The sequence below is a fragment of the Aeromonas sp. CA23 genome, assembly GCF_002587065.1.
GTDB lineage: Bacteria > Pseudomonadota > Gammaproteobacteria > Enterobacterales > Aeromonadaceae > Aeromonas > Aeromonas bestiarum.
The window spans coordinates 2,275,968-2,298,053 of record NZ_CP023818.1; the positions used below are offsets into that span (position 1 = coordinate 2,275,968).

General features: G+C 62.0%; 23 protein-coding genes. 9 read left to right on the forward strand and 14 right to left on the reverse strand.

Annotated elements, in window-relative coordinates; all coding sequences use genetic code 11:
- Window positions 1–75 precede the first annotated feature (75 nt).
- The 4 genes from corC to miaB all read right to left on the reverse strand — a co-directional run bounded on the left by corC (window position 76) and on the right by miaB (window position 4,047).
- Complete coding sequence (gene corC, locus CK910_RS10810; RefSeq protein ID WP_042034712.1) at window positions 76–960, reverse strand: CNNM family magnesium/cobalt transport protein CorC; 885 nt, start codon at window positions 958–960, stop codon at window positions 76–78.
- 95 nt (window positions 961–1,055) lie between these two features.
- On the reverse strand, window positions 1,056–1,520 hold the full coding sequence (gene ybeY, locus CK910_RS10815) for an rRNA maturation RNase YbeY (RefSeq protein WP_098982904.1): 465 nt from the start codon (window positions 1,518–1,520) through the stop codon (window positions 1,056–1,058).
- Window positions 1,517–2,557 (reverse strand): PhoH family protein, encoded by a 1,041-nt coding sequence (locus tag CK910_RS10820; protein WP_043555096.1) that lies wholly within the window; start codon window positions 2,555–2,557, stop codon window positions 1,517–1,519. Before CK910_RS10820 ends, ybeY begins: the two co-directional genes overlap by 4 nt.
- A gap of 56 nt (window positions 2,558–2,613) precedes the next feature.
- The gene (gene miaB, locus CK910_RS10825) at window positions 2,614–4,047 is read right to left on the reverse strand and encodes a tRNA (N6-isopentenyl adenosine(37)-C2)-methylthiotransferase MiaB (protein WP_098982907.1); all 1,434 of its coding nucleotides are present in this window, start codon (window positions 4,045–4,047) and stop codon (window positions 2,614–2,616) included.
- Window positions 4,048–4,314: 267 nt separating this feature from the next.
- Here miaB and CK910_RS10830 point away from each other — a divergent pair, with 267 nt between their 5' ends.
- The 4 genes from CK910_RS10830 to CK910_RS10845 all read left to right on the forward strand — a co-directional run bounded on the left by CK910_RS10830 (window position 4,315) and on the right by CK910_RS10845 (window position 8,019).
- Window positions 4,315–5,478: an FAD-dependent monooxygenase gene (locus CK910_RS10830; RefSeq protein ID WP_098982909.1), complete on the forward strand. Its 1,164-nt coding sequence runs from the start codon at window positions 4,315–4,317 to the stop codon at window positions 5,476–5,478.
- 33 nt (window positions 5,479–5,511) lie between these two features.
- A complete protein-coding gene (locus tag CK910_RS10835) occupies window positions 5,512–6,078 on the forward strand; it encodes a cysteine hydrolase family protein (RefSeq protein WP_098985060.1) in 567 nt (188 codons plus the stop codon).
- A 119-nt stretch (window positions 6,079–6,197) separates the two neighbouring features.
- The gene (locus CK910_RS10840) at window positions 6,198–6,848 is read left to right on the forward strand and encodes a cold-shock protein (RefSeq protein WP_098985061.1); all 651 of its coding nucleotides are present in this window, start codon (window positions 6,198–6,200) and stop codon (window positions 6,846–6,848) included.
- A gap of 214 nt (window positions 6,849–7,062) precedes the next feature.
- Entirely contained in the window at window positions 7,063–8,019 is a 957-nt protein-coding gene (locus CK910_RS10845; RefSeq protein WP_098982912.1) for a sensor domain-containing diguanylate cyclase, read from the forward strand.
- A gap of 28 nt (window positions 8,020–8,047) precedes the next feature.
- Here the strand turns inward: CK910_RS10845 and CK910_RS10850 are convergent, their stop codons facing one another.
- Window positions 8,048–8,956: a LysR family transcriptional regulator gene (locus CK910_RS10850; protein WP_098982915.1), complete on the reverse strand. Its 909-nt coding sequence runs from the start codon at window positions 8,954–8,956 to the stop codon at window positions 8,048–8,050.
- Window positions 8,957–9,070: 114 nt separating this feature from the next.
- Here CK910_RS10850 and CK910_RS10855 point away from each other — a divergent pair, with 114 nt between their 5' ends.
- Together CK910_RS10855 and CK910_RS10860 are read left to right on the forward strand one after the other, a co-directional pair.
- Entirely contained in the window at window positions 9,071–9,316 is a 246-nt protein-coding gene (locus CK910_RS10855) for a hypothetical protein (protein ID WP_098982917.1), read from the forward strand.
- A complete protein-coding gene (locus tag CK910_RS10860) occupies window positions 9,313–9,966 on the forward strand; it encodes an HAD-IA family hydrolase (RefSeq protein ID WP_098982920.1) in 654 nt (217 codons plus the stop codon). The genes CK910_RS10855 and CK910_RS10860 overlap by 4 nt, the downstream gene beginning before the upstream one ends.
- A 63-nt stretch (window positions 9,967–10,029) precedes the next feature.
- On the opposite strand, the gene CK910_RS10865 is transcribed toward CK910_RS10860, so the two are convergent.
- On the reverse strand, window positions 10,030–10,632 hold the full coding sequence (locus CK910_RS10865) for a nitroreductase family protein (RefSeq protein ID WP_098982922.1): 603 nt from the start codon (window positions 10,630–10,632) through the stop codon (window positions 10,030–10,032).
- Between the two features lie 288 nt (window positions 10,633–10,920).
- On the opposite strand from CK910_RS10865, the gene CK910_RS10870 reads away from it, so the two are divergent.
- Together CK910_RS10870 and CK910_RS10875 are read left to right on the forward strand one after the other, a co-directional pair.
- Window positions 10,921–12,465 (forward strand): sensor domain-containing diguanylate cyclase, encoded by a 1,545-nt coding sequence (locus CK910_RS10870; protein WP_098982924.1) that lies wholly within the window; start codon window positions 10,921–10,923, stop codon window positions 12,463–12,465.
- A 248-nt stretch (window positions 12,466–12,713) separates the two neighbouring features.
- Window positions 12,714–13,184 carry a YMGG-like glycine zipper-containing protein gene (locus CK910_RS10875; RefSeq protein ID WP_098982927.1) on the forward strand — a complete coding sequence of 157 codons (471 nt, stop codon included), beginning with the start codon at window positions 12,714–12,716 and terminating at the stop codon, window positions 13,182–13,184.
- An 80-nt stretch (window positions 13,185–13,264) separates the two neighbouring features.
- On the opposite strand, the gene CK910_RS10880 is transcribed toward CK910_RS10875, so the two are convergent.
- From CK910_RS10880 to CK910_RS10900, 5 genes are all read right to left on the reverse strand, one after another.
- Window positions 13,265–14,221 (reverse strand): D-2-hydroxyacid dehydrogenase, encoded by a 957-nt coding sequence (locus CK910_RS10880; RefSeq protein WP_042867625.1) that lies wholly within the window; start codon window positions 14,219–14,221, stop codon window positions 13,265–13,267.
- A gap of 127 nt (window positions 14,222–14,348) precedes the next feature.
- Entirely contained in the window at window positions 14,349–15,113 is a 765-nt protein-coding gene (locus CK910_RS10885) for a DUF3530 family protein (RefSeq protein ID WP_098982930.1), read from the reverse strand.
- 119 nt (window positions 15,114–15,232) lie between these two features.
- On the reverse strand, window positions 15,233–15,799 hold the full coding sequence (gene efp / locus CK910_RS10890) for an elongation factor P (protein ID WP_042867629.1): 567 nt from the start codon (window positions 15,797–15,799) through the stop codon (window positions 15,233–15,235).
- 45 nt (window positions 15,800–15,844) lie between these two features.
- Window positions 15,845–17,098 carry an elongation factor P maturation arginine rhamnosyltransferase EarP gene (gene earP / locus CK910_RS10895; protein ID WP_098982932.1) on the reverse strand — a complete coding sequence of 418 codons (1,254 nt, stop codon included), beginning with the start codon at window positions 17,096–17,098 and terminating at the stop codon, window positions 15,845–15,847.
- A gap of 114 nt (window positions 17,099–17,212) precedes the next feature.
- Window positions 17,213–18,256 (reverse strand): GMP reductase, encoded by a 1,044-nt coding sequence (locus CK910_RS10900; protein WP_042867634.1) that lies wholly within the window; start codon window positions 18,254–18,256, stop codon window positions 17,213–17,215.
- Window positions 18,257–18,649: 393 nt separating this feature from the next.
- Here CK910_RS10900 and rloA3 point away from each other — a divergent pair, with 393 nt between their 5' ends.
- Window positions 18,650–19,156: a retropepsin-like aspartic peptidase RloA3 gene (gene rloA3, locus CK910_RS10905; protein WP_098982935.1), complete on the forward strand. Its 507-nt coding sequence runs from the start codon at window positions 18,650–18,652 to the stop codon at window positions 19,154–19,156.
- A gap of 78 nt (window positions 19,157–19,234) precedes the next feature.
- Here the strand turns inward: rloA3 and CK910_RS10910 are convergent, their stop codons facing one another.
- The 3 genes from CK910_RS10910 to CK910_RS10920 form a co-directional block, all read right to left on the reverse strand.
- On the reverse strand, window positions 19,235–20,677 hold the full coding sequence (locus tag CK910_RS10910; RefSeq protein ID WP_098982937.1) for an ATP-binding protein: 1,443 nt from the start codon (window positions 20,675–20,677) through the stop codon (window positions 19,235–19,237).
- Window positions 20,674–21,363, reverse strand: a complete 690-nt coding sequence (locus CK910_RS10915; protein ID WP_043555117.1) for a response regulator — start codon at window positions 21,361–21,363, stop codon at window positions 20,674–20,676. The genes CK910_RS10910 and CK910_RS10915 overlap by 4 nt, the downstream gene beginning before the upstream one ends.
- A gap of 83 nt (window positions 21,364–21,446) precedes the next feature.
- Window positions 21,447–22,085: a tetratricopeptide repeat protein gene (locus CK910_RS10920; protein WP_098982940.1), complete on the reverse strand. Its 639-nt coding sequence runs from the start codon at window positions 22,083–22,085 to the stop codon at window positions 21,447–21,449.
- Window position 22,086: the final 1 nt, after the last annotated feature.

The following is a 22,086-nucleotide window of genomic DNA, read 5'->3' on the forward strand; positions in this document are numbered from 1 at the left end:
CCCCGTGGCCAAATGGCAAGCGCCCCGACGAGCGGGGCGCTGATGCTTCACGACTGGCCGGGGGCCGCGCTGGATTTACTGGGCTTCAGACTGGGCCGCGACATGGTTGTCGGGGATCTTCACCTGCAGCTGCTGCAGGCGGCGCCGGTCGGCGTGCATCACCTTGAACAGGTAGCCGTCCAGCTCTATCTCCTCGCCCTTTTTCGGCAGGTGGCTGAAGGCGTGCATCACCAGACCGCCCACGGTATCCACCTCTTCATCGCTGAACTGGGTGCCGAAGAAGTCGTTGAAATCCTCGATCTCGGTGAGGGCGCTGACCGAGAAGACCCGCTTGCTGATGCGGCGGATCTCGTCCGGCTCATCTTCGATGTCGTCAAACTCGTCGTCGATCTCGCCGACGATGAGCTCCAGTATGTCTTCAATGGTCACCAGACCCGAGACGCCACCAAACTCGTCGACCACTATGGCCATGTGGTAGCGCTCTTCACGAAACTCCTTGAGCAGACGGTCGACCCGCTTGCTCTCGGGCACGATCACCGTAGGGCGCAAGATTTTCTCGAGCTGCAGCGGCTCGCTGGCATGGTGGCCGCCGAAACCGAACGGCAGCAGATCCTTGGCGAGCAAGATGCCCTCCACATGATCCTTGTCTTCGTTGATCACCGGAAAGCGGGAGTGACCGGATTCGATGATCACGGGCAAGATGTCGTCCACCGGCTGGGACTTCTCTATGGTGACCATCTGGGAGCGGGGGATCATGATGTCGCGAACGCGCAGCTCGGCAATTTCGAGCACGCCTTCAATCATGTCCTTGGTGTCCTGATCGATAAGATCGCGCTCCTCGGCATCGGCTATCACATCCACCAAATCGTTGCGGTCTTTTGGCTCGCCCTGGAAGAGTTGGCTGAGTTTGTCGAGCCAGGTTTTCTTCGGCGAGCCGGTACTAGGGTGATCGTCGGTCATTTTTTCTCTTGGTTACTCGCTTGAACACATTTGAAATTGTCTTGGTGATATAAGGATGGCCATCAGCTGTTTCAAGACGATGACTCTCCCGTCCTTTACTCTTCGTCGTTCAGATAAGGATCGGCAAAACCGAGTTCCTGCATGATGTCGCGCTCCAGCTGCTCCATCTCTTCGGCTTCCTCATCCTCGATATGGTCATAACCTAGCAGATGCAGACTGCCGTGCACAACCATGTGGGCCCAGTGGGCCTCCAGCGGTTTGTTCTGCTCGACGGCCTCCTGTTCCACCACCTGGCGGCAGATGACGAGATCGCCGAGCAGCGGCAGTTCCATGCCGGGTGGAGCCTCGAACGGGAAGGAGAGCACGTTGGTGGGCTTGTCCTTGCCGCGATAGGTGAGGTTGAGCTCGCGGCTCTCCGCCTCGTCGACGATGCGCACCGTCACTTCGGCCTCGGTCTGGAAACCGAGTATGGTGCCGTCGAGCCAGCCTTGCAGCTTGGCTTCGCTCGGCAGATCTTCCGCCGGAGCGCAGGCCAGTTGCAGATCCAGGGTCACACTCATTGGGCACTCTCTTTATTGGCTTTGGCAGGGATGGACTCGGCCTGTCTGGCGTCGAACGCCTCATAGGCCTGCACGATGCGGGCCACCACAGGATGGCGTACCACGTCTTTGGATTCAAAGAAGTTGAACGACAGGCCGTCGACCCCTTGCAGCACTTCCAGCGCATGGCGCAGGCCGGACTTGGTGCTGCGCGGCAGATCCACCTGGGTGATGTCGCCGGTGACCACCGCCTTGGAGTTGAAGCCGATGCGGGTCAGGAACATCTTCATCTGCTCCGTGGTGGTGTTCTGGGCCTCATCCAGGATGATGAAGGCGTCATTGAGGGTGCGACCGCGCATATAGGCGAGCGGCGCCACCTCGATGATGTTGCGCTCCATCAGCTTCTCGACCCGCTCGAACCCCAGCATCTCGAACAGGGCGTCGTAGAGCGGGCGCAGATAGGGATCGACCTTCTGGGAGAGATCTCCGGGCAGAAAACCGAGCTTCTCGCCCGCTTCCACCGCCGGGCGGGTCAGCAGGATGCGGCGTATTTCCTGACGCTCCAGCGCATCCACGGCGGCGGCCACCGCCAGATAGGTCTTGCCGGTACCGGCCGGGCCTATGCCGAAGCTGATGTCGTGCTGGACTATGTTGGCGATGTACTGCGCCTGATTGGGGCTGCGCGGCTTGATGAGGCCGCGCTTGGTCTTGACCGTTACCTCCTTGCCATAAGGGATGCCGGCGGCCGGTTCGTCGTCCTGCTCCAGCACTCGCGACTCCTGAATGGCCAGGTGCACCATGTCGGGCACTATGTCGGTCACCTTGCCGCCCTTGAGGGGCTGGGTTTCCACATAGAGGTGCTTGAGGATGACGGCCGCGGCATCCAGCTGGGCCTGTTTGCCAACCAGCTGGAAGTGGTTGTCACGGTAGCTGATCTCGACGCCGAGGCGGCGTTCCAGCTGCTTGATGTTGTCATCGAAGGGACCGCACAGGCTGGCGAGGCGCCGATTGTCGGCGGGCTCCAGATGCAGGTTCAGGGTCGAGATGTGTCGGCTCAAAATATCCTCGTCTTGACGCAGTGCCCATCAGGCCAGGCCGGATGGGCACGAAGAGATTAGTGGGGAGTGAAGGCGGCAACGCCGAGGGCATCGGGCACATTGTCGGGACGACGAGCCAGGATCTCGCGCGGCGCGGTGGCGATGCGCAGATTCATCTCATCCTCACCGCGGATAAAACGACCGCGCAGGGAGTTGGGACGCACCTCGGTGATCTCCACGTCGGCAAAGCCGCCTATCAGGGTGTGCTGCCCCTCGAAGTTGACCACCCGGTTGTTCTCGGTGCGGCCACACAGCTGCATGGGGTCGAGCCGGGAGGGCCCTTCCACCAGGATGCGCTGGGTGGAGCCCAGCATGGCGCGGCCAATCTGCATCGACTGGTTGTTGATGACATGCTGCAGGCGGGCCAGGCGGGCCTTTTTCACTTCCATGTCGACGTCGTCTGGCATGTCTGCGGCCGGTGTGCCGGGGCGTGGGCTGTAGATGAAGCTGAAGCTCATGTCGAAGTTGATCTCTTCGATCAGCTTCATGGTGGCCTCGAAATCCTCGTCCGTCTCGTTCGGGAAGCCGACGATGAAGTCGGAACTCATGGTGATGTCGGGACGGGCGGCACGCAGGCGACGGATCTTGGACTTGTACTCCAGCACTGTATGCGGGCGCTTCATCATGGTCAGGATACGGTCGGAGCCGCTCTGCACCGGCAGGTGCAGGAAGCTGACCACTTCCGGCGTGTCCTTGTAGACCTCTATGATGTCGTCGGTGAACTCGATCGGATGGCTGGTGGTGTAGCGAATGCGGTCTATGCCATCGATGGTGGCCACCAGTCGCAGCAGCTCGGCGAAGGAGCAGATGCTGCCATCAAAGGTCGGGCCCCGGTAGGCGTTGACGTTCTGGCCCAGCAGGTTCACCTCGCGCACGCCCTGTTCGGCGAGCTGGGCGATCTCGTAGAGCACGTCGTCCATCGGCCGGCTCACCTCCTCGCCACGGGTGTAGGGCACCACGCAGAAGGAGCAGTATTTGGAGCAGCCTTCCATGATGGAGACGAAGGCGGTGGCGCCTTCGGCACGGGGTTCCGGCATGCTGTCGAACTTTTCGATCTCGGGGAAGGCGATGTCCACCTGGGCACCGCGCCCCTCCTGCACCTGCTTGATCATGGCGGGCAGGCGATGCAGTGTCTGTGGACCGAAGACGATATCCACATAGGGGGCGCGAGTGCGAATGTTGTCCCCCTCCTGAGAGGCGACACAGCCACCCACGCCGATCACCAGACCGGGCTTGTTGGCCTTGAGTTTTTTCCAGCGTCCCAGCTGGTGGAACACCTTCTCCTGTGCTTTTTCGCGGATGGAGCAGGTATTGAGCAGCAAGACATCTGCCTCTTCGGGCTCCTCGGTCAGTTCATAGCCATTGCTGGCATCCAACAGGTCGGCCATCTTGGACGAGTCGTACTCGTTCATCTGGCAACCCCAGGTTTTAATGTGAAGTTTCTTGCTCATTGCTTCTCTTGACTTGTTTTGAAATCGGCATGGTCAAAGGACCGGGCATTTTACTCCGCAATCTGGATACTGCCTAGCTAATATCCAGCCCGTCATGGGTCTCTCTCCCTCCTGGACAGTCGCTATTTGCTCGGCCTTTCTCCTTGATTTGGCGCGGCAATTCGCAATTTGTCTCACTGTTTCTGCCGGTCCCTTGCGGTATCATGTCCCCATTCGGTTTTACCCCGCCTACCCTTGTCCGGGGCGTCTCCTTTCAGGAATCAAGTTATGGAACAGTGTGATATCGCCATCGTCGGCGCCGGCATGGTCGGCGCCGCCACCGCCTGTCTGCTGGCGGCGCAGGGCCTCTCCATTCGGGTCATAGAGACCCAATTGCCCGAGCAATTCGCCCCACAGCAGCCGCTGGATCTGCGGGTTTCCGCCATCAGCCAGGCCTCGGTGGCGCTGCTGGAGCAGGCCGGTGCCTGGTCGCACCTGCAGCAGATGCGGCTCTGTCCCTACCGCCGGCTGGAGACCTGGGAGCTGGACGGCTTTGCCACCCGCTTCGACGCGGCCGATCTCGGCCTGCCCCAGCTCGGTTACATCATAGAGAACCGGCTGGTGCAGCTGGCCCTGCTCAAGAGGATGGAGGATTTCCCCACCATCCAGACCCACACACCGGCGGCGGTGACGAGTCTGCGCCAGGGCGCCGACGAGGCGGTGCTGACCCTGGACGATGGCACCGAACTCGCCGCCCGCTGGGTGCTGGCCTGCGATGGCGCCGAATCCCAGATGCGCCGGCTGGCGGGCATAGGCGTGTCGCGCTTCGAGTATCGTCAGCACTGCATGCTGATCAATATCGATACCGACTTCGAACAGGAAGACATCACCTGGCAGCAGTTCACCCCGAGCGGCCCGCGCGCCTTCCTGCCGCTGCCCGGCCGGCACGGCTCCCTGGTGTGGTATGACAGCCCGGCCCGCATCCGCATCCTGTCGGCCATGAGCAACGAGAAGCTGGGGGAGGAGGTGCGCCGCCACTTTCCGGCCCGGCTCGGCGGCTTCACCGTCACGGCCAAGGGGAGTTTCCCGCTGGTGCGGCGCCACGCCAACGACTATCACGCCGGTCGGGTGCTGCTGCTGGGCGATGCCGCCCACACCATCAACCCGCTGGCGGGGCAGGGGGTCAACCTCGGCTTCAAGGATGTGGCCTGCTGGGCCGGGTTGCTGGAAAAGGCGGGCGCCGACTGGCATCAGCCGGCCCTGGCGGCGCGTTACGAGCGTCGCCGTCGCCCTGACAACCTGTTGATGCAGTCGGGGATGGATCTCTTCTATGGTGTGTTCAGCAACGAGATAGGGCCGCTCAAGCTGGCCCGCAATCTGGCCCTCAATCTGGCGGACAAGGCAGGCCCGCTCAAGGAGATGGCGCTGCGCTACGCATTGGGGCTGGTATAAGGCGCCGGGCGCCATCACGAGGGAGCAGAGATGATGAACAAGGCACTGCTGGCGATCGATTTTATCAACGACATAGCTCATCCGGATGGGCGCATCGCCGCCTCGGCGGCCCATGTGTTGGAGCAGGATGCCATCACCCACGCGAATCAGGCGCTGGCCCATGCCCGTGCCCACGGCTGGCTGGTGATCCTGATCAAGGTCGGCTTTGACGGCGGCTACCTGCTGCAACCCAAGGGGTCTCCCATGTTTGGTCGGGCCAATCAGTTTGGTGCGCTCTCTCTGGCGGACAGTGGCACCGACTTTCACCCCGACCTCGACGTGCAACCCGGCGATCTGGTGCTGACCAAGCCCAGGGTCAGCCCCTTCTATGGCACCGCGCTGGAGCCGGCGCTGCGGGCCAATCGCATCGGTCACCTCTATCTGTGCGGGGTCAGCACCAGCTGGGCCATTCAGGCTGCGGCCCGGGACGGCCACGATCGGGACTACGCCATCACCATACTGGAGGATGCCTGCGCCGCCGCCGACACCAGCGAGCACCAGGGCTCGCTGCGGATGCTCGGCCGCATCGCCGAGATCATCAAGGTGGTCCAGCTGGCGTGATCCCGCCGGTCAAGGCTGTTTTCGCTCACTATTTTGACATTTTGTCGCCAGTCCCCTGTTGAGCCGGCGCCGTTTTAGGGCAACATGGAGTCAGCATGGATGGCCACAAGGATGAGGGCATGCGTTATCAGGGACGGATCGCGAGCTGGAACGAGGCGCGAGGCTTCGGCTTTATCACGCCGGAGCAGCAGGGGGGCGAGCAGCAAGGGCGCGAGCTGTTCGTGCACATCTCGGCGCTGCAATCCGATGGCCGGCTGCCCGAGGCGGGGGAGCGGGTCTCCTACCTGATAGGCAGGGGCAAAGACGACAAGCCCAGGGCCGTGCAGGTGTTCTTTCCCGACCGGCCGCTGTCGCTGACTGATACCTCAGCGCCCCCCTTGCCCGGCAAGGATGCGGTCCGCCGACCGGTGGCCAGGGGAGCACAGCCACCCGTTTCGTCCAGGCCCCGCCCTGGCCCCTCCTATCGCCGCAAGAGCAACTGGTGCGGCAAGTTGATCCCCCTGCTGGTGCTGGCGGGTCTGTTTTCTGTCTACTCCCGCTTCTCGGCCGAGTCGGTCTCACCTCCGCCGGCCTCCTCTTTCAGTCAGGAGGAGGCCGGCAGCTCATACAGCCCCACCTTCGTCCGTCAGTGCGACGGTCGGCAGTACTGCTCCCAGATGACCTCCTGCGAGGAGGCGACCTGGTTTTTGCAAAATTGCCCCAATACCAAGATGGATGGCAGAGGGAGAGGCAATGGCATTCCTTGTGAAAGTCAGTGGTGTGGTCACTGAGCCCGGACTGCTCAATTGTTGCCGCGACTAACAGGTTGATAATCAAGGGCTCTTTATCCTGAAGGGTCATCACGGTCGGGGAGAAGGGGCCATCCCCTTGTTCCTCTGTGGTCGGTGACGGCATTTGGCGAAGTGAGTCAGGGCTGCTTTACTTCTGGTGATGACTCATTTGTCTCTAATTTTTGCTTGGCGTTTTCATTTCAGGATGACGGTCATGGTGGATGATTTTCGGGGCTCTCTGTTTCACTTTTCCGATCGGGCGCAGTATCTGGCGGCCTTGCTGAACTCGCTGGAAGACCAGATATCCGTGATTGATCGGGATGGGGTGATCCACTATACCAATCTCGCCTGGAACCGGTTTGCCGAGCAAAACGGCATGCCGCCAGGGTACAACTGGCTGGGGGTCAACTATCTGAGGGTGTTCGACAGCCTGGTCGATCCCCTGGTTCTGATGGCGGCAGAGGGGATCCGCCGCGTGCTGTGCGGTGAGCAGGAGCACTTCTCTCTGGAATATCCCTGCCACAGCCCGGATATCCAGCGCTGGTTCATGATGCGGGTCTCTCCTGTGCTGGGGGTGGATGTCGAGTTTTACACCATAGCCCACATCAACATCACGGAGCGCAAGTTGCAGGAGCTGGACGTGACCCACCTCTCCCAGCACGATCCCCTGACCGGTCTGGCCAACCGGCGTCTGTTCAACAGCTTCCTGCATAACGAGTGGCGCCGCAGCATGCGGGAGCGCACGCCCATCTCCTTCATCATGCTGGATCTGGACAACTTCAAGGCGTGCAACGATCGCTTCGGCCATCAGGTCGGGGATGATTTCCTGCTGCAGGTGGGCCACCTGCTCAACGCCTTGTGCCAGCGGCCAGCGGATCTGCCAAGCCGGTTCGGGGGCGATGAATTTGCGCTGGTTCTCGGCAATACCGGCAAGGAGGCTGCCTTGCGGATGGGGGAGGCGATCCGCCTCGGGATCCATGCCTTGAGTATCCGGGAGGCGGGGGATGCACGACTCAGCGCCAGCATCGGCATTGCCACCCAGATCCCTGAGCAGCTGCCGGGCTCGGAGAACGAGCTGCTGGCGGCGGCCGACATGGCGCTCTACATGGCCAAAAAGGGGGGCAAGAATCGCTGCCACAGCGTCGGCTGTCCGTCATTACCCGCCCCTTGATGGGGCTTTTTTTTGCGCATAAGCCGCCTCAGCGCTCGGGCACGGCCGAGCATGGCGTGGGATGCGCCGCCATGACCAGTTGCAGGAAACGATCGCGGATGGGATCGGCAAATGCCGGATTCCAGACCAGGCTGATTTCCCATTCTGACCAGGGGCCGGACAAGGGGTAGAGGGTAACATCCTGGCCCGCAATGAAGCTGACGCTGCGGGGCAATATGGCGTTGCCTATGCCGGCGGCCACCAGGGCGACCAGGGTCTGGATATCTTCCGCCTCCTGCACCATGCCGGTCAGCCGGTTGGCGCCGAGGAAGCTGGCGATCTGCTGGCTGAGGCCCGGGCAGCGGTGGCCGACCATCTGCAACAGTGGTTGATGGGCCAGCGCCCACTCCACGTCGAACGCAGCCGGATCCTGCCCCGTCATCTGGCTGGGCACGGCCAGCACCAACCGGTCGGTCAGCAGCCTGTGCTCCCGCAGTTGCGGCGCGTGCGGCCGACGCATGAATCCCAGCTGCAACTGACCCGACAGCAAGCGCTCGTGCTGGATGGCGGAGGTCATGTCCTGCAGATGCACCATCACATCGGGTACCTGCTGCTTGAAACGGGCGACCAGCGAGGGGGCCAGCGCGAAACTCGACAGCCCGAAGCCAATCTTGAGCCGCCCGGCTATGCCGCTCGCCAGCGCCAGGGCGTGGCGCTCAAACCCCTTGCCGTGTTCGACCAGTGCGCTGGCCTGAGTGAGCAGCTGTGCCCCCATGGCGGTCAGTTCGGCGCCGTGGCGCCCCCGGTTGAACAGCGTGCTGCCGAGCGCCAGCTCCAGCCCCTGGATCTGCTTGGTCAGTGCCGGCTGGGTGATGAACAGCCGGCTGGCGGCCTCCCGGTAGTTGGCGGTCTCGGCCAGCATCACGAACGCCTGCAGTTGCCTCAAGTCGAATTTCATTCCGTTTGGTTATCCAATGTGGCGATTTATTGATTATAAATTATCTAACCGCCTTGTTCTAATGGTCTCGTAACGGGCCATCTGCCCGCCTGACGCACAACGAGGAGCCATGTCATGTCTAGCGAACGCTATCTGTTTTTGATCAAGGGAACCCTGGTGATGGCCCAGCCACTGGCGGCGCCGGAGACGGGGGAGTTGTTGGCGAGCCTGCTGCAACAGGGATTTGTGGTGGCCCCCCAGCAGGTCTGGGCGGGCAATGCCGAGCAGGCGCTGGCCTGTTATGAGCAGGCAGCCCAGCAGTTGGCCCTCGCCAGTGTGCTGGCTGGGGTTGAGCCCGTGCTGGCTGGAGCCCCGTCATGACCCGGCTCACCCTGCGGGCTGCCGCCCTGCTGCTGGACATGGATGGCACCCTGGTTCACTCCACCGGCGAGGTGGAAACCGTGTGGCGGCTATGGTGCCGACGTCATCAGCTGGCGCCCGAGCCCGTGCTGGCCATGTGTCACGGCCTGCGCTCGCGGGAGGTGATCCGGGCCCTGGCACCGCAGCTCGACATGGCGCAGGAGGTGGCCCTGCTCGATGAGCTTGAGATCCATCACACGGGGCGCGGCGAGGCCATCATGGGATGCCGGGCCGTGCTGGCCAGCGTGCCCGCCGGACGTTGGGCTCTGGTGACTTCCGCCAGTCAGAGGGTCGCCCGCCATCGGCTGGCGAGCGCAGGTCTGCCACTGCCGGATCTGCTGGTGGGGGCGGAAGACGTGATGCGGGGCAAGCCGGATCCCGAGCCCTATCTGCTGGCCGCGACACGGCTCGGGGTTGCCCCCGCCGACTGTCTGGTGTTCGAGGATGCGCCGGCTGGCATAGAGAGTGCCCTGCGGGCCGGTTGCACCGTGGTGCAGGTCGGTGGCAAGCGGTTGCTGGATCCGGCCGTCATAGCCGTGATCCAGGATTGGCGTCAGGTGAGCGTGGGTGATGGGGCGGAGGGCGCGTTGCAGGTGACGCTGCTGACCTGATGGGAGAGCAGACAACAAAAAAGCCCCCGGCGAGCGGGGGCATGGTATGACGAGACTGCCTGGTTATTTGAAAACGCGGAAACGGGTGGTGTCGTCGATAAAAGTCTTCTCTCCGGCTGGCTGCTTGATGCTGCCAAAGGGCATCTGGGCGCGCAGCAGCCAGCTCGCTGGCAGGTTCCACTCCTTGCGCACCGCTTCGTCGATCAACGGGTTGTAGTGCTGCAGGGAGGCTCCAATCCCTTCCTGTGCCAGGCTGGTCCAGACCGCAAATTGGGCGATACCGGTGGCATGTTCGGACCAGATGGGGAAGTTGTCGGCATACAGCGCAAACTTCTGTTGCAGATCCTTGATCACATCCGTGTCTTCGAAGAAGAGCACGGTACCGAAACCGGCACGGAAGCTGCCATCCACCTTGGCTTCGCTCTGGGCGTAAGCCTCTGGCGGTACTATCTTTTTCAATTCAGCTTTAACTATGTCCCACAGCTTGTGGTGTTGGGCGCCAAACAGTATGACGGCGCGGGAGCTCTGGGAGTTGAAAGAGGAGGGGCTGTGCTTGACGGCATCCTGGATCAGGGTCGTCAGCTGCTCCGGCGTGTGGGAGACCTGGTCGCCCAGGGCATAGATGGTACGACGTACTTTGATCTGTTCGATAAACGGACTGCTCATAACATCTCCTTGGTTTGACGGATAATCGCATTCGGCGGCCAGTGAGAAGGCCATCCGGCTCCGATTGTTCAAGCTATAGACTATAACACCGCCTTCCCGCTTAACCGTCAACGCACAGTGGTCACTGTTTTTACTTTTTGTGGATATTCATATGCGCAGTCTGGATGAGCCGCCTCACATTTTTGTGTTTATTGTCAATTAGCCCTCATTCAGCTGATTTCAATCAATGATCAATCCGGTCTTTTCACCATAAGATCCTCGCACATCGGCTGTTTTCAGGGAGCTTTGATGATCCAGTGGGTGCTCAACCGGCGCTACTATGTGTTGACCTCGTGCTCCTTCCTGCTGGGCGCTCTGGTGCTGGTCGCCACCCTGACCCTGGCTGCAGTCAGTTACCTGCGCAGCATAGACAAGACGATGGCCGGTTACGGCCACATGATCTCCTCCATCGAGGCCGCGCTCATTCACGAGCTTGTGCTGGCCAACCAGCGTCAGCTGGCCGTGCTGGAGGCATCGCTGGACAAGGCGGCCATCGCCCGTGGCGAGCCCGCCGACAACCCGATCTGGGCCATCGCCCATCAGATCAAGCGTGACGATCACTACATCTACTTCTACAACTCCCGCTTCGATCGGATCAGCAGTTATCCCCTCTGGGTACAGCCAGCCGAGTACAGGGCTGCCCTGCGCCCCTGGTACCAGGTGTTGTCGATGGAAGGGGACGAGCTGGTCTGGTTTGGCCCCTATCAGGAGTACAGTTCCCACGAGCGCATCCTGACTCTGATCAAACGGGTGAAAGATGATGATGGCAAGCTGCTCGGCCTCTTGATGGTGGATATGTCCTTCAACGCCATCCAGCAGGCGCTGCAGCGGGCCATGGGTAGCAACCAGGCCGCCATCTACCTTAGCCAGCGGGGCAGTGACCGGCTGCTGGTGGGCAGCAAGATGGCGCTCTATGACAAGGCTAACGCGACGGCAGAGCCCCATCTGCTGGGGCTGGATGTTATCTGGCATGGCAGCCACCTGAGGCGTGAGCTGGAGGACGTCGACTGGGACCTTAATATCTATCTGCCCCCCGCCCTGTTTCGTGACAGTCTTTACGAGGCCCTGCTGATGGTGGTGCTGCCGCTGCTTTCCCTCTTCATCATCTGGTTTTGCAGCATCAATTTTCTGGTGCGGGTGTTCCGTCAGGAGCAGGCGCTGGTCTCGGGTTCGCTGACCGGCATTGTGCAAGCACCCTGTTGCCCCAAGCCTTCGAGTCACCTGAAGACCTGGTTTGTGCGCAACAGCCTCAGCGAGATAGAGCAGGTCCGCACCAGCTTCCTGCAAGGGCAGGATGCGCTGCTGCACGATCCCCTCACCGGTATCATGAATCGGCGCGCCTTTATCCAGCGCCGGAGCGAGCTGGAAGAAAATCAGACGCCCCACTGGCTGGTGCTGTTCGATGTGGACAATTTCAAATGTATCAACGACAGCTGGGGCCACAGCGTGGGGGATGGCGTGCTCTGCCGGGTGGCTGAACTGATGGTGGCCGAGCTTGGCAGCGGCAGCGCCTACCGGATCGGGGGAGACGAGTTTGCGGCCCTGCTGCCGTGGGCGCGCCATGAGCTGGAGCCGCGACTGAACCATCTGCTGGCGCGGGTACGCAATCAGCAGTGGCGGGAATTCAAGGCAGAGGTCACCCTGAGCGCGGGCGGAGCTCACTATCCGGATGACGCCCTCTTTCTGTTCGATCGGGCCGACGACTGCCTCTACCAGAGCAAGCGGCTGGGGCGGGATCGCTGGCATCTCTCTTCGTCCCCGGAGACTGGCAGTGAGCCAGGCTCCCTTCGGTGACAATATCTGTCTGATCCCTGCGTGATCCTGGCGGGCTGCGACAATCCGGGCCGGGGGGATGTACCGCTCACCTTGTGCTGATCTACATATTTTTATCTTTATTTTCAAATCGTTAATCTTTCATCTCGAGCACCTGCGCCTGGCTCGGATTCTTTTGAATGAGGTGTCAGGCCACGGGGGCCACTGGCGGAGTGAACGGCTGTTTGTATAGTGCAGGGGAAATTAATCAGGTTTGACAGGAGTACCCCATGGAGATGAACAAACACGGCATGAGCGCCCTGGCCCTGTTGGGCTCCCTGTTGCTGGCGAGCTGCGCAGTGCAGGCCTCGGAAACCCTCAACACCATACTCGGCGGCGGTGCCGGTGGCGTGGCGGGCACCATGATAGGCAAGGAGCTGGGGGGCGATACCGGTGCCCTGGTGGGAGCGGCAGTCGGTGGTGCGGCCGGTGGCGCCGCCACCGCCAACAAGGGCAACAAGAATGAAGCCGCTCTGGGGGGGGCCGTCGGTGCTCTGGGTGGCGCGGCCATCGGCAAGAGCGTGGGAGGCAGCACGGGCCAGCTGATCGGTGCCGGCATCGGCGGTGCCAGTGGCTCGGCCATTGGTGCCAAGACGGGAGACGGTCACAAGAGCAACAATGATCGCTACGACGACGATGAGCACAGGCACCACAAGAAACACAAGAAGCACAAGAAACACAGATGGCATGATGATGACTGATGTCAGCCGTGCTGGCTGGCGCGCCATGGTGGCGAGCATAGACAAAAGGGGCCAACAGGCCCCTTTTTGCATGGTGTGACTCAGACCAGCCGGTGCTGGCGCCGTCCTTCGGCGAAGGCGTTGATGTTGTCGATCAGCTGATCGGCGAGGCGTTGCATCGACTCCTCGCTGGCCCAGGCCACGTGCGGGGTCAGGATGAAGTTAGGGTATTGCAGGGCCTGCATCAGCGGGTGATCGGGGGGCGGCGGCTCGACGCTCGCCACATCGAAGCCGGCGCCACCGAGCCGGCCGTTGGCCAGCGCCTTGAGCAGTGCCGCTTCATCCACTAGGCCGCCACGGCCCACGTTGATCAGCAGGGCGCCCGGTTTCATCAGGGCCAGCTCTCGTTCGCCGATCAGGTGGCGGGTGTAGGGGGTGAGCGGGCAGTGCAGGCTGACCACATCCGAGCTTTGCAGCAGCGCGTCCAGCGGCAGCCGATCCTCATCATGACTGGCACCCACCTGGCTTTGGGCGTAGCGCACCGCCATGCCCATCCCCTGCGCCCGTTCGCCGAGCGCCTGACCCAGGGTACCTTTGCCTATGATGCCGAGCTGCTTGCCGTGCAGATCCATGATGGGGTGATCGAAGAAGCAGAACTGGCCGCTCTGCTGCCAGCGCCCCTCCAGCAGGGATTGGCGCCAAGCGAACAAATTGCGCGACAGGGCAAGCATCAGCGCCATGGCGTGCTCCGGCACCGAGGGGCCCGAGTAGTTGCGGATATTGCATACCCCGACATTGGCTGCCCTGCACGCCTCCAGATCCACGTTGTCGCTGCCGGTGGCCGCCAGGGCGATCAGCTTGAGATCCGGCAGTTGTGCCAGCTCGGTGGCGCCGATGCGTACCTTGTTGATGATGGCGATACTGGCATTCCTGAGCCGCTCCACCACCTGCTCGGGGGTCGTGCTTGGATGGCTCTGCCAGTGATGGGGAAAGTCGGGCCGGTGCAGTGTGATGCCCGCATCCAGGGTATCGCTATCGAGAAAAACTATCTGCTGCATGACGCCTCCTGCCATTGGAGCCGTCATGATGCCAAATATGGGCGTCCGGGAGCCAGCCCGAACGCTATCAGTGGTGAATCAATGGCGCTGTCTGTGACGCTGGCGGCATTTTGGGGGCAGGTCGAGGTCAGAGCCAGCCGAGGTGGGTGAGCCAACCCTGAATGCGGGTAGGTGTTTCATCCAATTCCATCAAGGCGTAGGGACGGTAGTTGAGCTTGTGGCTGCGGCGGCTCTCGCTGCGACGAGCTTCAGCGGCCAGCAGTGGCCAGCGGCCACCCTCTTCCTGATAGAGATCCAGGGTCGGCATGGTCGCCTGGGCCACCTGCTTGGCCAGGGTCTGATTGCTCTGCTGATTGGGAAAGAAGCCATCCAGCAGCACCAGGGCATCGGGGGCGGGCACTTGCTCGCTGGCGATGAGGTTGGTGGCCCAGGCGGCGCTGGTGCCCTGCGCCAGTATCAGCTTGAAGCCCCCTTCTTGCAGCTTGGCATCCCCCAGCTTGATGATGCGGGCGGCAAACTGCTTGCGAAAGTCATCGATGGTCTGCTGTTTCTTCTCGGCGGCGGGGTCCAGCTCCGCCTGTTGGGGAGAGGGGAGCAGCAGCAGGGTATCGAAGCCGAGTTGGCCGAGGGCCCGGGTCAGTTGCCACAGCTGACCGCTGCGCTGCCAGTCCGGCAGCAGGATCGCCAGCCCGACATAGCTGTCGCTGTCGTGCTTGGCAAACAGCACAGTCTGCTTGTCTATCTGGGTGCTGTTGGGCAGCCCCTGCCAGTCGCTGTTTTGCCAGTAGTCGAGGGGCTGTGGCTCGGCGACGGGGGGCGCGACATCGCTGGCCTGCGAAGCACCGCTTGCCAGCAGGGTCAGTAACAGCAGTGATAAGGATAATCTGGCCATAGTGCGCTCCCCGGTTAACTGGGTTAGCGGCACGGGGCCGGTTTTCTGAAGTGCGGCCAGGGGATCAATAAAAAAGCGAGCCATTGGCTCGCTTTTTTGCATTCAACTCAAGGGGTCGATCAGGAGATACGACGCTTGAATTCGCCGGTACGGCTGTCGATTTCGATCTTGTCACCGATCTCTACGAAGGCGGCAACGGCCAGCTCGTAGGTGGTGCCCTTCAGACGGGCAGGCTTGGTCACTTTGCCGGAGGTGTCGCCACGGGCGGCCGGCTCTGTGTACTCGACTTCGCGCACTATGGTGGTCGGCAGTTCTACGGAGATGGCTTTCTCGTTGTAGAAAGTCACTTCGCAGATGTCTTCCATGCCGTCTACCAGGTAGTTCAGCACGTCACCCAGGTTGTCTTTCTCGACGTCGTGCTGGTTGTACTCGGTGTCCATGAAGACATACAGAGGGTCGGAGAAGTAAGAGTAGGTGCACTCTTTACGCTCCAGCTGAACCACGTCCAGCTTGTCGTCGGCCTTGAATACGGTCTCGGTCGCGCTACCGTTGAGCAGACCCTTCAGTTTCATCTTGACCACGGCGGAGTTACGGCCGGATTTGTTGAACTCAGCCTTCTGGACCACCATCGGCTCGGTGCCGATCATGACTACGTTACCAGCGCGGATTTCCTGTGCGGTTTTCATGTAAAAAATTCCTGTTCGTGAAACGGACGGATAAAAACTGCCAGATTATATACGGCTTTCTAAAAATTTCACCAACCGCGTGACGAGATCCCCGTCCTCGAGCAGCTTCTGTGACCAGCTTCGCGCATCTTGCTGCCAAATGGCGCTATATCGGGGCCATTGGGCCCAAAGTTTGCTGGTATCTTGCCCCTGGTTGAGGGCGTGGTTGAAAGCCCGCAACCATTGGGCTGCCTCCGGGGGAAAGTCCGCCAGATAGTGATCGAGAAAACCGTCCAGCTTGACCATGTGGGCCTGCTCATCCTGCGGGTAGATGTGCCACAGGAAGGGGCGGGCGGCCCACTGGGCCCGCACGAAGGAGTCCTCGCCGCGCACCAGATTGAGGTCGCAGCTCCACAACAGCCGGTCGTAGCCTGCCTGATCCGTCATCGGCAGCAGCTTGATGGTGAGACTGCCCGCGCGCAGCAGATCCCCGGCCCTGGCGATGGCGCTCTCAAGGCCGGCGCCGCGCAGCACGTCATTGAGCGAGCGCCCCAGCGGCAATAGCAAAGTGACGGGGGTTGGGCTCTGACACCAGCCCTCAATCAGGCTCACAAGCGCTTCGCTCTCGTAGGTAAAGAGGCTGACTCTCAGCTCATTGTTCCCTTTGGGCGGCAATCCCAGGCTGGCCCAGTAGGCGGCAAGGCCAGCTTCATCCTGTTGCCACTGCTCACGCGCGGCCATGAGCCCCTGCTCGCACAAGAGGCCGCCGGTTCTGGGGGTGAAGCCCGGGAAGAAGAAGTATTTGTTGAGGCTCAGGTCGCCGAGGCTCTGGTTAACGAGACGTTGCGGCGAGGCGAGACCGTGGCAATCCTCGACCCAGGGTTCGGCCGAGAGGTATTCCAGATTGATCCAGCAGGGGGGCTTGGGTTGGCTGGCCATGCGCTCGATAAAGGGAGCGGGCAGTTCGCAGGCGAACGCTTCTATGACCACCTTTGCCGGGATCACATCCGCCGGCAGCGCGTCGTGCCAGTGCTGGATATAGATGCCCGCGACCCACTGGCCATCTTGTGCGGGGTCGAGTCCCGGGCAGATGCGGGCGAAGCTCGCCAGATCGTCCACCCAGAGCCTGACTCTTGCTTCACTGCCGTGGGCCAGCCCTTGTCCCTCTTCTGCTCCACTAGCCTGGGTCGGGACATGCCCCTCTTGCTCCAGCTGGCGAGCGAGCCGCCAGGTGACGCCGATGTCACCGAAGTTGTCCACGACGCAGCAGAAGATATCCCAGTCGAATGGCGGCAGATTACGTGGTGAAGAGGTTGTCATGTCAGGGGTCCGATGGAAAAGAGATACAAAAAAACCGGTGTGCAGGGTAGCACACCGGTGGATTGGCTTCTAAGGGGCAGGGCATGACCCCCTCACCCCCTGGCAGGGGCAGGTTTACTCCTTGCCGTAGACGTTGTTTTCTTGCTCGCGCACCCGGATGAAGGTGGTGCGTTTGGTCAGCTCTTTGAGCTGGCTGGCACCGACGTAGGTGCAGGTGGAGCGCACGCCGCCCAGGATGTCGCGCACCGTGTTCTCGACCGGGCCGCGGTAGGGCAGCAGCACGGTTTTGCCTTCTGAGGCGCGATAGTCGGCGACGCCGCCGGCGTGCTTGTCCATGGCACTCGATGAGCTCATGCCGTAGAACTTCATGAAGGGGGTGCCATCTACGTCCACCACTTCGCCGCCGCACTCCTCGTGGGCTGCCAGCATGCCGCCCAGCATCACGAAGTCGGCGCCGCCGCCGAAGGCTTTGGCCACGTCACCCGGGCAGGTGCAGCCGCCGTCACCGACGATCTGGCCACCAAGGCCGTGCGCCGCATCGGCGCACTCTATGATGGCGGAGAGCTGGGGGTAGCCGACGCCTGTCTTGACCCTTGTGGTGCAGACAGAGCCCGGACCTATGCCAACCTTGACGATATCGGCGCCGGAGAGGATCAGCTCTTCCACCATCTCGCCGGTGACCACGTTGCCGGCCAGGATGACGTGGTTCGGGCAGGCTTCACGTATTTTGCGCAGGAACTCGACGAAGTGCTGGGAGTAGCCGTTGGCCACGTCCACGCAGATGAAGCGCAGGGCCGCCGACATGGCCAGGATCTGGCGGGTCTTGATGAAGTCCTCTTCGGAGGTGCCGGTCGATACCATCACATGGCCCAGCAGCGCCGGGTCTGTCTCGTTCACGAAGGCTTGCCACTGCGCAAGGCTGTAGTGCTTGTGGACTGCGGTCATCATCTCGAAGCCGGCCAGGGTTCTGGCCATGGCGAAGCTGCCGACGGTATCCATGTTGGCGGCGATGACGGGAACGCCCTGCCATTGAGTCTGGGTGTGCTTGAAGGTGAACTGACGGGTCAGGCTGACTTGGGAACGGCTCTTGAGAGTGGAGCGCTTGGGGCGGAACAGAACATCCTTGAAACCGAGCTTCAAGTCTTCTTCGATACGCATGACGAATTCCTTATTGAGCCTTGTTGAAAGTCACTTTTGCAGTGGTCAATTTTCGGCAGGCGCAAAAAAACCGGCGGTTTTCATGGCCTCCGGTTTACAACAGTGTAGGCAAAAATCCCGCCAGAACAAGACTGATAATTCACTCATCATTGTGTTAGCCTTTGGCGTCACAACCTGAGCGCAGCCTCGGGTGTCATCCAACACCGCTTTTCGGCCTGAACCTCCCCGCGAACACACTCCTCAATCATGCCTTTTTACCAGCCCATGTCGCGCCTCCGACGCGGGCGGAACAAGTCCGTCTGCCGCCGCGCTTCGCCAGTTGACAGCCGCCGTTTGCATCCCCATTCTGGGCCTCTCGGGCCAGCCTGGGCCCTGTCTGGACGAGGAACTGACATGTTTGGATCGCGAATGATGCCGCTGTTGCTGCTGGCCTGCCTCTCCCTGCCGGGGGCGGCCAGTGCCGCCTCGGCTCCCGCCGTGTATGGCTGGATCGAGAAGGGGCTCATCATGCCAAGCGGCGTGGCGGTGAAGATGAAGCTGGATACCGGGGCGCTCACCTCCTCGATGGATGCACGGGATCTGCACCACTTCAAGCGCGATGGCAAATCCTGGGTGCGCTTTACCCTGCAGGTGACGGATGCCAACACCGACCAGCAGGTGCGCCAGACCCTGGAGCGGCCGGTGGAGCACATGGTGACGGTGCGCGGCGCCGGCGGCATGGAGCAGAGGCCTACGGTCACCATGGCCATCTGCCTGGGTGACAAGGTGTATGAGGAGTGGTTCACCCTGCGGGATCGCAGCAAGATGATCTATCCGGTGCTGCTCGGTCGCCGTCTGCTGGCGGATCTGGGGGCCGTGGATTCGAGCCGTACCTTCACTGTGCAGCCCGGCTGCCGCTGAGTGGTGTCGCACCAGAGGCGCTGCAGACAACAGAAACGGGGGCTCAGGCCCCCGTTTTCCATGCACGCCGAAGCGGTATCATGAAGAAGGCTGCGGCGGCACGGGCAGCAGCACACTCACCTCCAGTCCTCCCTCTTGCCGGTTGTGGATGTCCAGATCCGCGCCGTGCAGCTGGGCGATGCGCGAGACGATGGCCATGCCGAGGCCGACCCCGTCTCCTTGCTGGGGATTGACCCGAAAGAAGCGCTCGCACAGGCGTGACAGGGCGGCGGTGGGGATGCCGGGGCCGTTGTCGCGGATATCGACCCTGACTCTGTTGCCTTCGTGCCGCACCTCGACCGCTATCTCGCCCCGGGCCGGGGTGTAGCGCAGCGCATTGTCGATGAGGTTGCTGAACAGCAGGTCCAGCAGGGTGGCCTGCCCCATCACGGTGAGCTGCTCCGCCCCCTCCAGCGACAGCTGCTGATCCTTTTTCAGGGCTATGGGGGCCAGGGTGGCCAGGGTGCCTTGCAGCAGCAGGTTCAGATTGAGCTCGGTCAGCTCCAGCCCCTGCTGGTTGTCGATGCGGGCCTGGGTCAGCAGCTGGCGCAGCAGGCGATCGCTGCGATCGAGCGCCAGCAGCATCTTTTGCAACGACTGCTCGCGGCTGGTGTCATCCTCGGCTGCCAGCGCGTTTTCGCTGTGGATGCGAAGCACGGCCAGCGGGGTGCGCAGCTCGTGGGCCGCCTCGTTGGTGAACTGTTTCTCCCGCTCTATGGTGTCGGCCAGGGCGTGCATCAGGCGGTTGATCTCGTTGGTGAGCGGGGTCAGCTCCTGGGCGCGGATCTTCAGGTTGAGCGGGCTCAGGTTGGCGGGGTGGCGTTCGCCTATGGCCTGGGCCAGCAGTCGCAACGGTGCCAGGCCGCGGGAGATGAGCCACCACAGCAGGCCGAGCAGGAAGGGCAAGGTGATGAGCAGCGGCAGCATGGTCAGGGTGGCCATCTTGCTGGCCAGTTCGCTGCGCTCGTCGTCCCGCTCCGCCACCACCAGCCAGGTATGTTCGCCCCGGTTGTAGAGGGTGAAGGTGCGCCACTGATGCTGGTCTTTCTCGACCGTGTTGAAGCCGGGCGCCAGTTCGACCAGTGGCTGGCTGGGGGCGCTGGGGGAGCGCAGCAGTATGCTGCCCTGTTCGTTCAGCAGCTGGAAGTAGAGGTTGCGTTCGAACTCGTGGCCGAAGGGGGTCAGCTCCCTGTCTTCGCCGCTCAGATTGAGGCTGGTGTCCTTCTGCCACTGATCCGGGTTGTGTTGCTCCCAATCTTCGTAGACGGTGCCGTTGGCGGGCAGCTCGCCATTTTGCTCCAGATAGCGGCTGAGCAGCTGATTGGTGATGCGGGAAGACTGGGCGAGGCGGGCATCGAACAGCTCCTCCATCTCATGGCTGGCCTCGAGATAGCCGATGAGGGCGCTGATGGCCAGGCTGGCACTGACCAGCGCCAGTATGCCGGAGAGCAGAAAACGGCGGATGGAGCGGGGACTCGTCATGCCCGGCCGTCCCGGCGTTGGGCCTGCTCAAGCTGGGGAATGATGTAGCCGACCCCGCGAATGTTGCGGATGAGGTCGCTGTAGAACTTTTTGCGCAGGTGGTGGATATGGACCTCCACAGCATTGCTTTCGGCGCCCTCATCCCAGCCGTAGAGGCTCTGTTGCAGCTGATCCTTGCTCAGTACCCGGCCGCTCTGGGTGATGAGTTCCTGCAACAGCTTGTATTCGTGGGGGGTCAGCTTGACCGGCTCGCCCCGATAGATGACCTGCTGAGACTCGGGATAGAGCTGCAGCTCGCCATATTCCAGCATCGCCTGGGCCTGGCCCTTGCTGCGCCGCACCAGGGCGCGCAGACGGGCGTTGAGTTCCTGCAGGGCGAAGGGCTTGACCATGTAGTCGTCGGAGCCCGCATCCAGCCCCAGCACACGGTCGTCCAGGGCGTCGCGGGCGGTGAGGATCAGCACGGGCAGTGTCTGGCCTTCCCGGCGCAGCTTGCGTAGCAGGCTGATGCCGTCGATATCCGGCAGGTTGAGATCCAGAATAAGGGCCGCAAACTCCTCGCTCTTGAGCACCGACAGGGCGGGCAGCCCCTGCTGCAGCCAATCCACCGTGTAGCCACTGCTGCGCAGGGCATCCACCATGCCATCGCCCAGCATCACATCATCTTCGACCAACAGGATCCGCATAGTCACTCCCCCTTAAACGACGCTGCCCACCAGTATGCAAGCGGGCGGGCAGAGTTTAAATAGCTGTTTGATCCGGCTTGTTTTTATAGCTTGGCGAGGCGATCCCGGATCTCGATGCGACGGCCCTGATCCGCCAGCTCGCGGCCGGGGCGGTCCGGCGCCGCCAGTGCCTTGTCCAGATAGGTTTTGGCTTCATCCTTGCGGCCCTGATCGAGCAGGAAGTCGCCGTAGAAGAAGTTGGGATCTATGCCGGTCGGGTTGATGAGCAGCGCCTGCTTGAGCAGCTGCTCGGCCTTCTCGTCATCGCCAAAGCCTACCGGCCAGCCCGGCACCTGATAGTAGAGCGAGCCCAGGCTGGTGTAGGCGGAGCCTTCCAGCGCCTTGGGATCCTGCTTGAGGGCTATCTCCAGCTTGGCCTTGGCCTCCTTGACCAGGCCCAGCGCTCCCAGCCCGCCCTTGGCGCCGGCCCAGGTGCTCTTGACGATGGCAGACCAGATCAGCAGGTCGGTGCGAAAGGCCTCCTTGGCGCTGGCCTGATCGGCCTGACTGCTCAACTGCTCGAGGCAGTTCTCCTTGGCCTTGCCGGTCTGCTGATACTGACAGACGGCCCACTGCTGCTGGATGACGGGCAGGGCGTCGGCGGCCTGGGCCAGACCTGAACCCAGCATGAGCAGCAGGAGGGTGCCGTGGGTGAAACGGGGGCGGAAAGTGGCGTGCTTCATC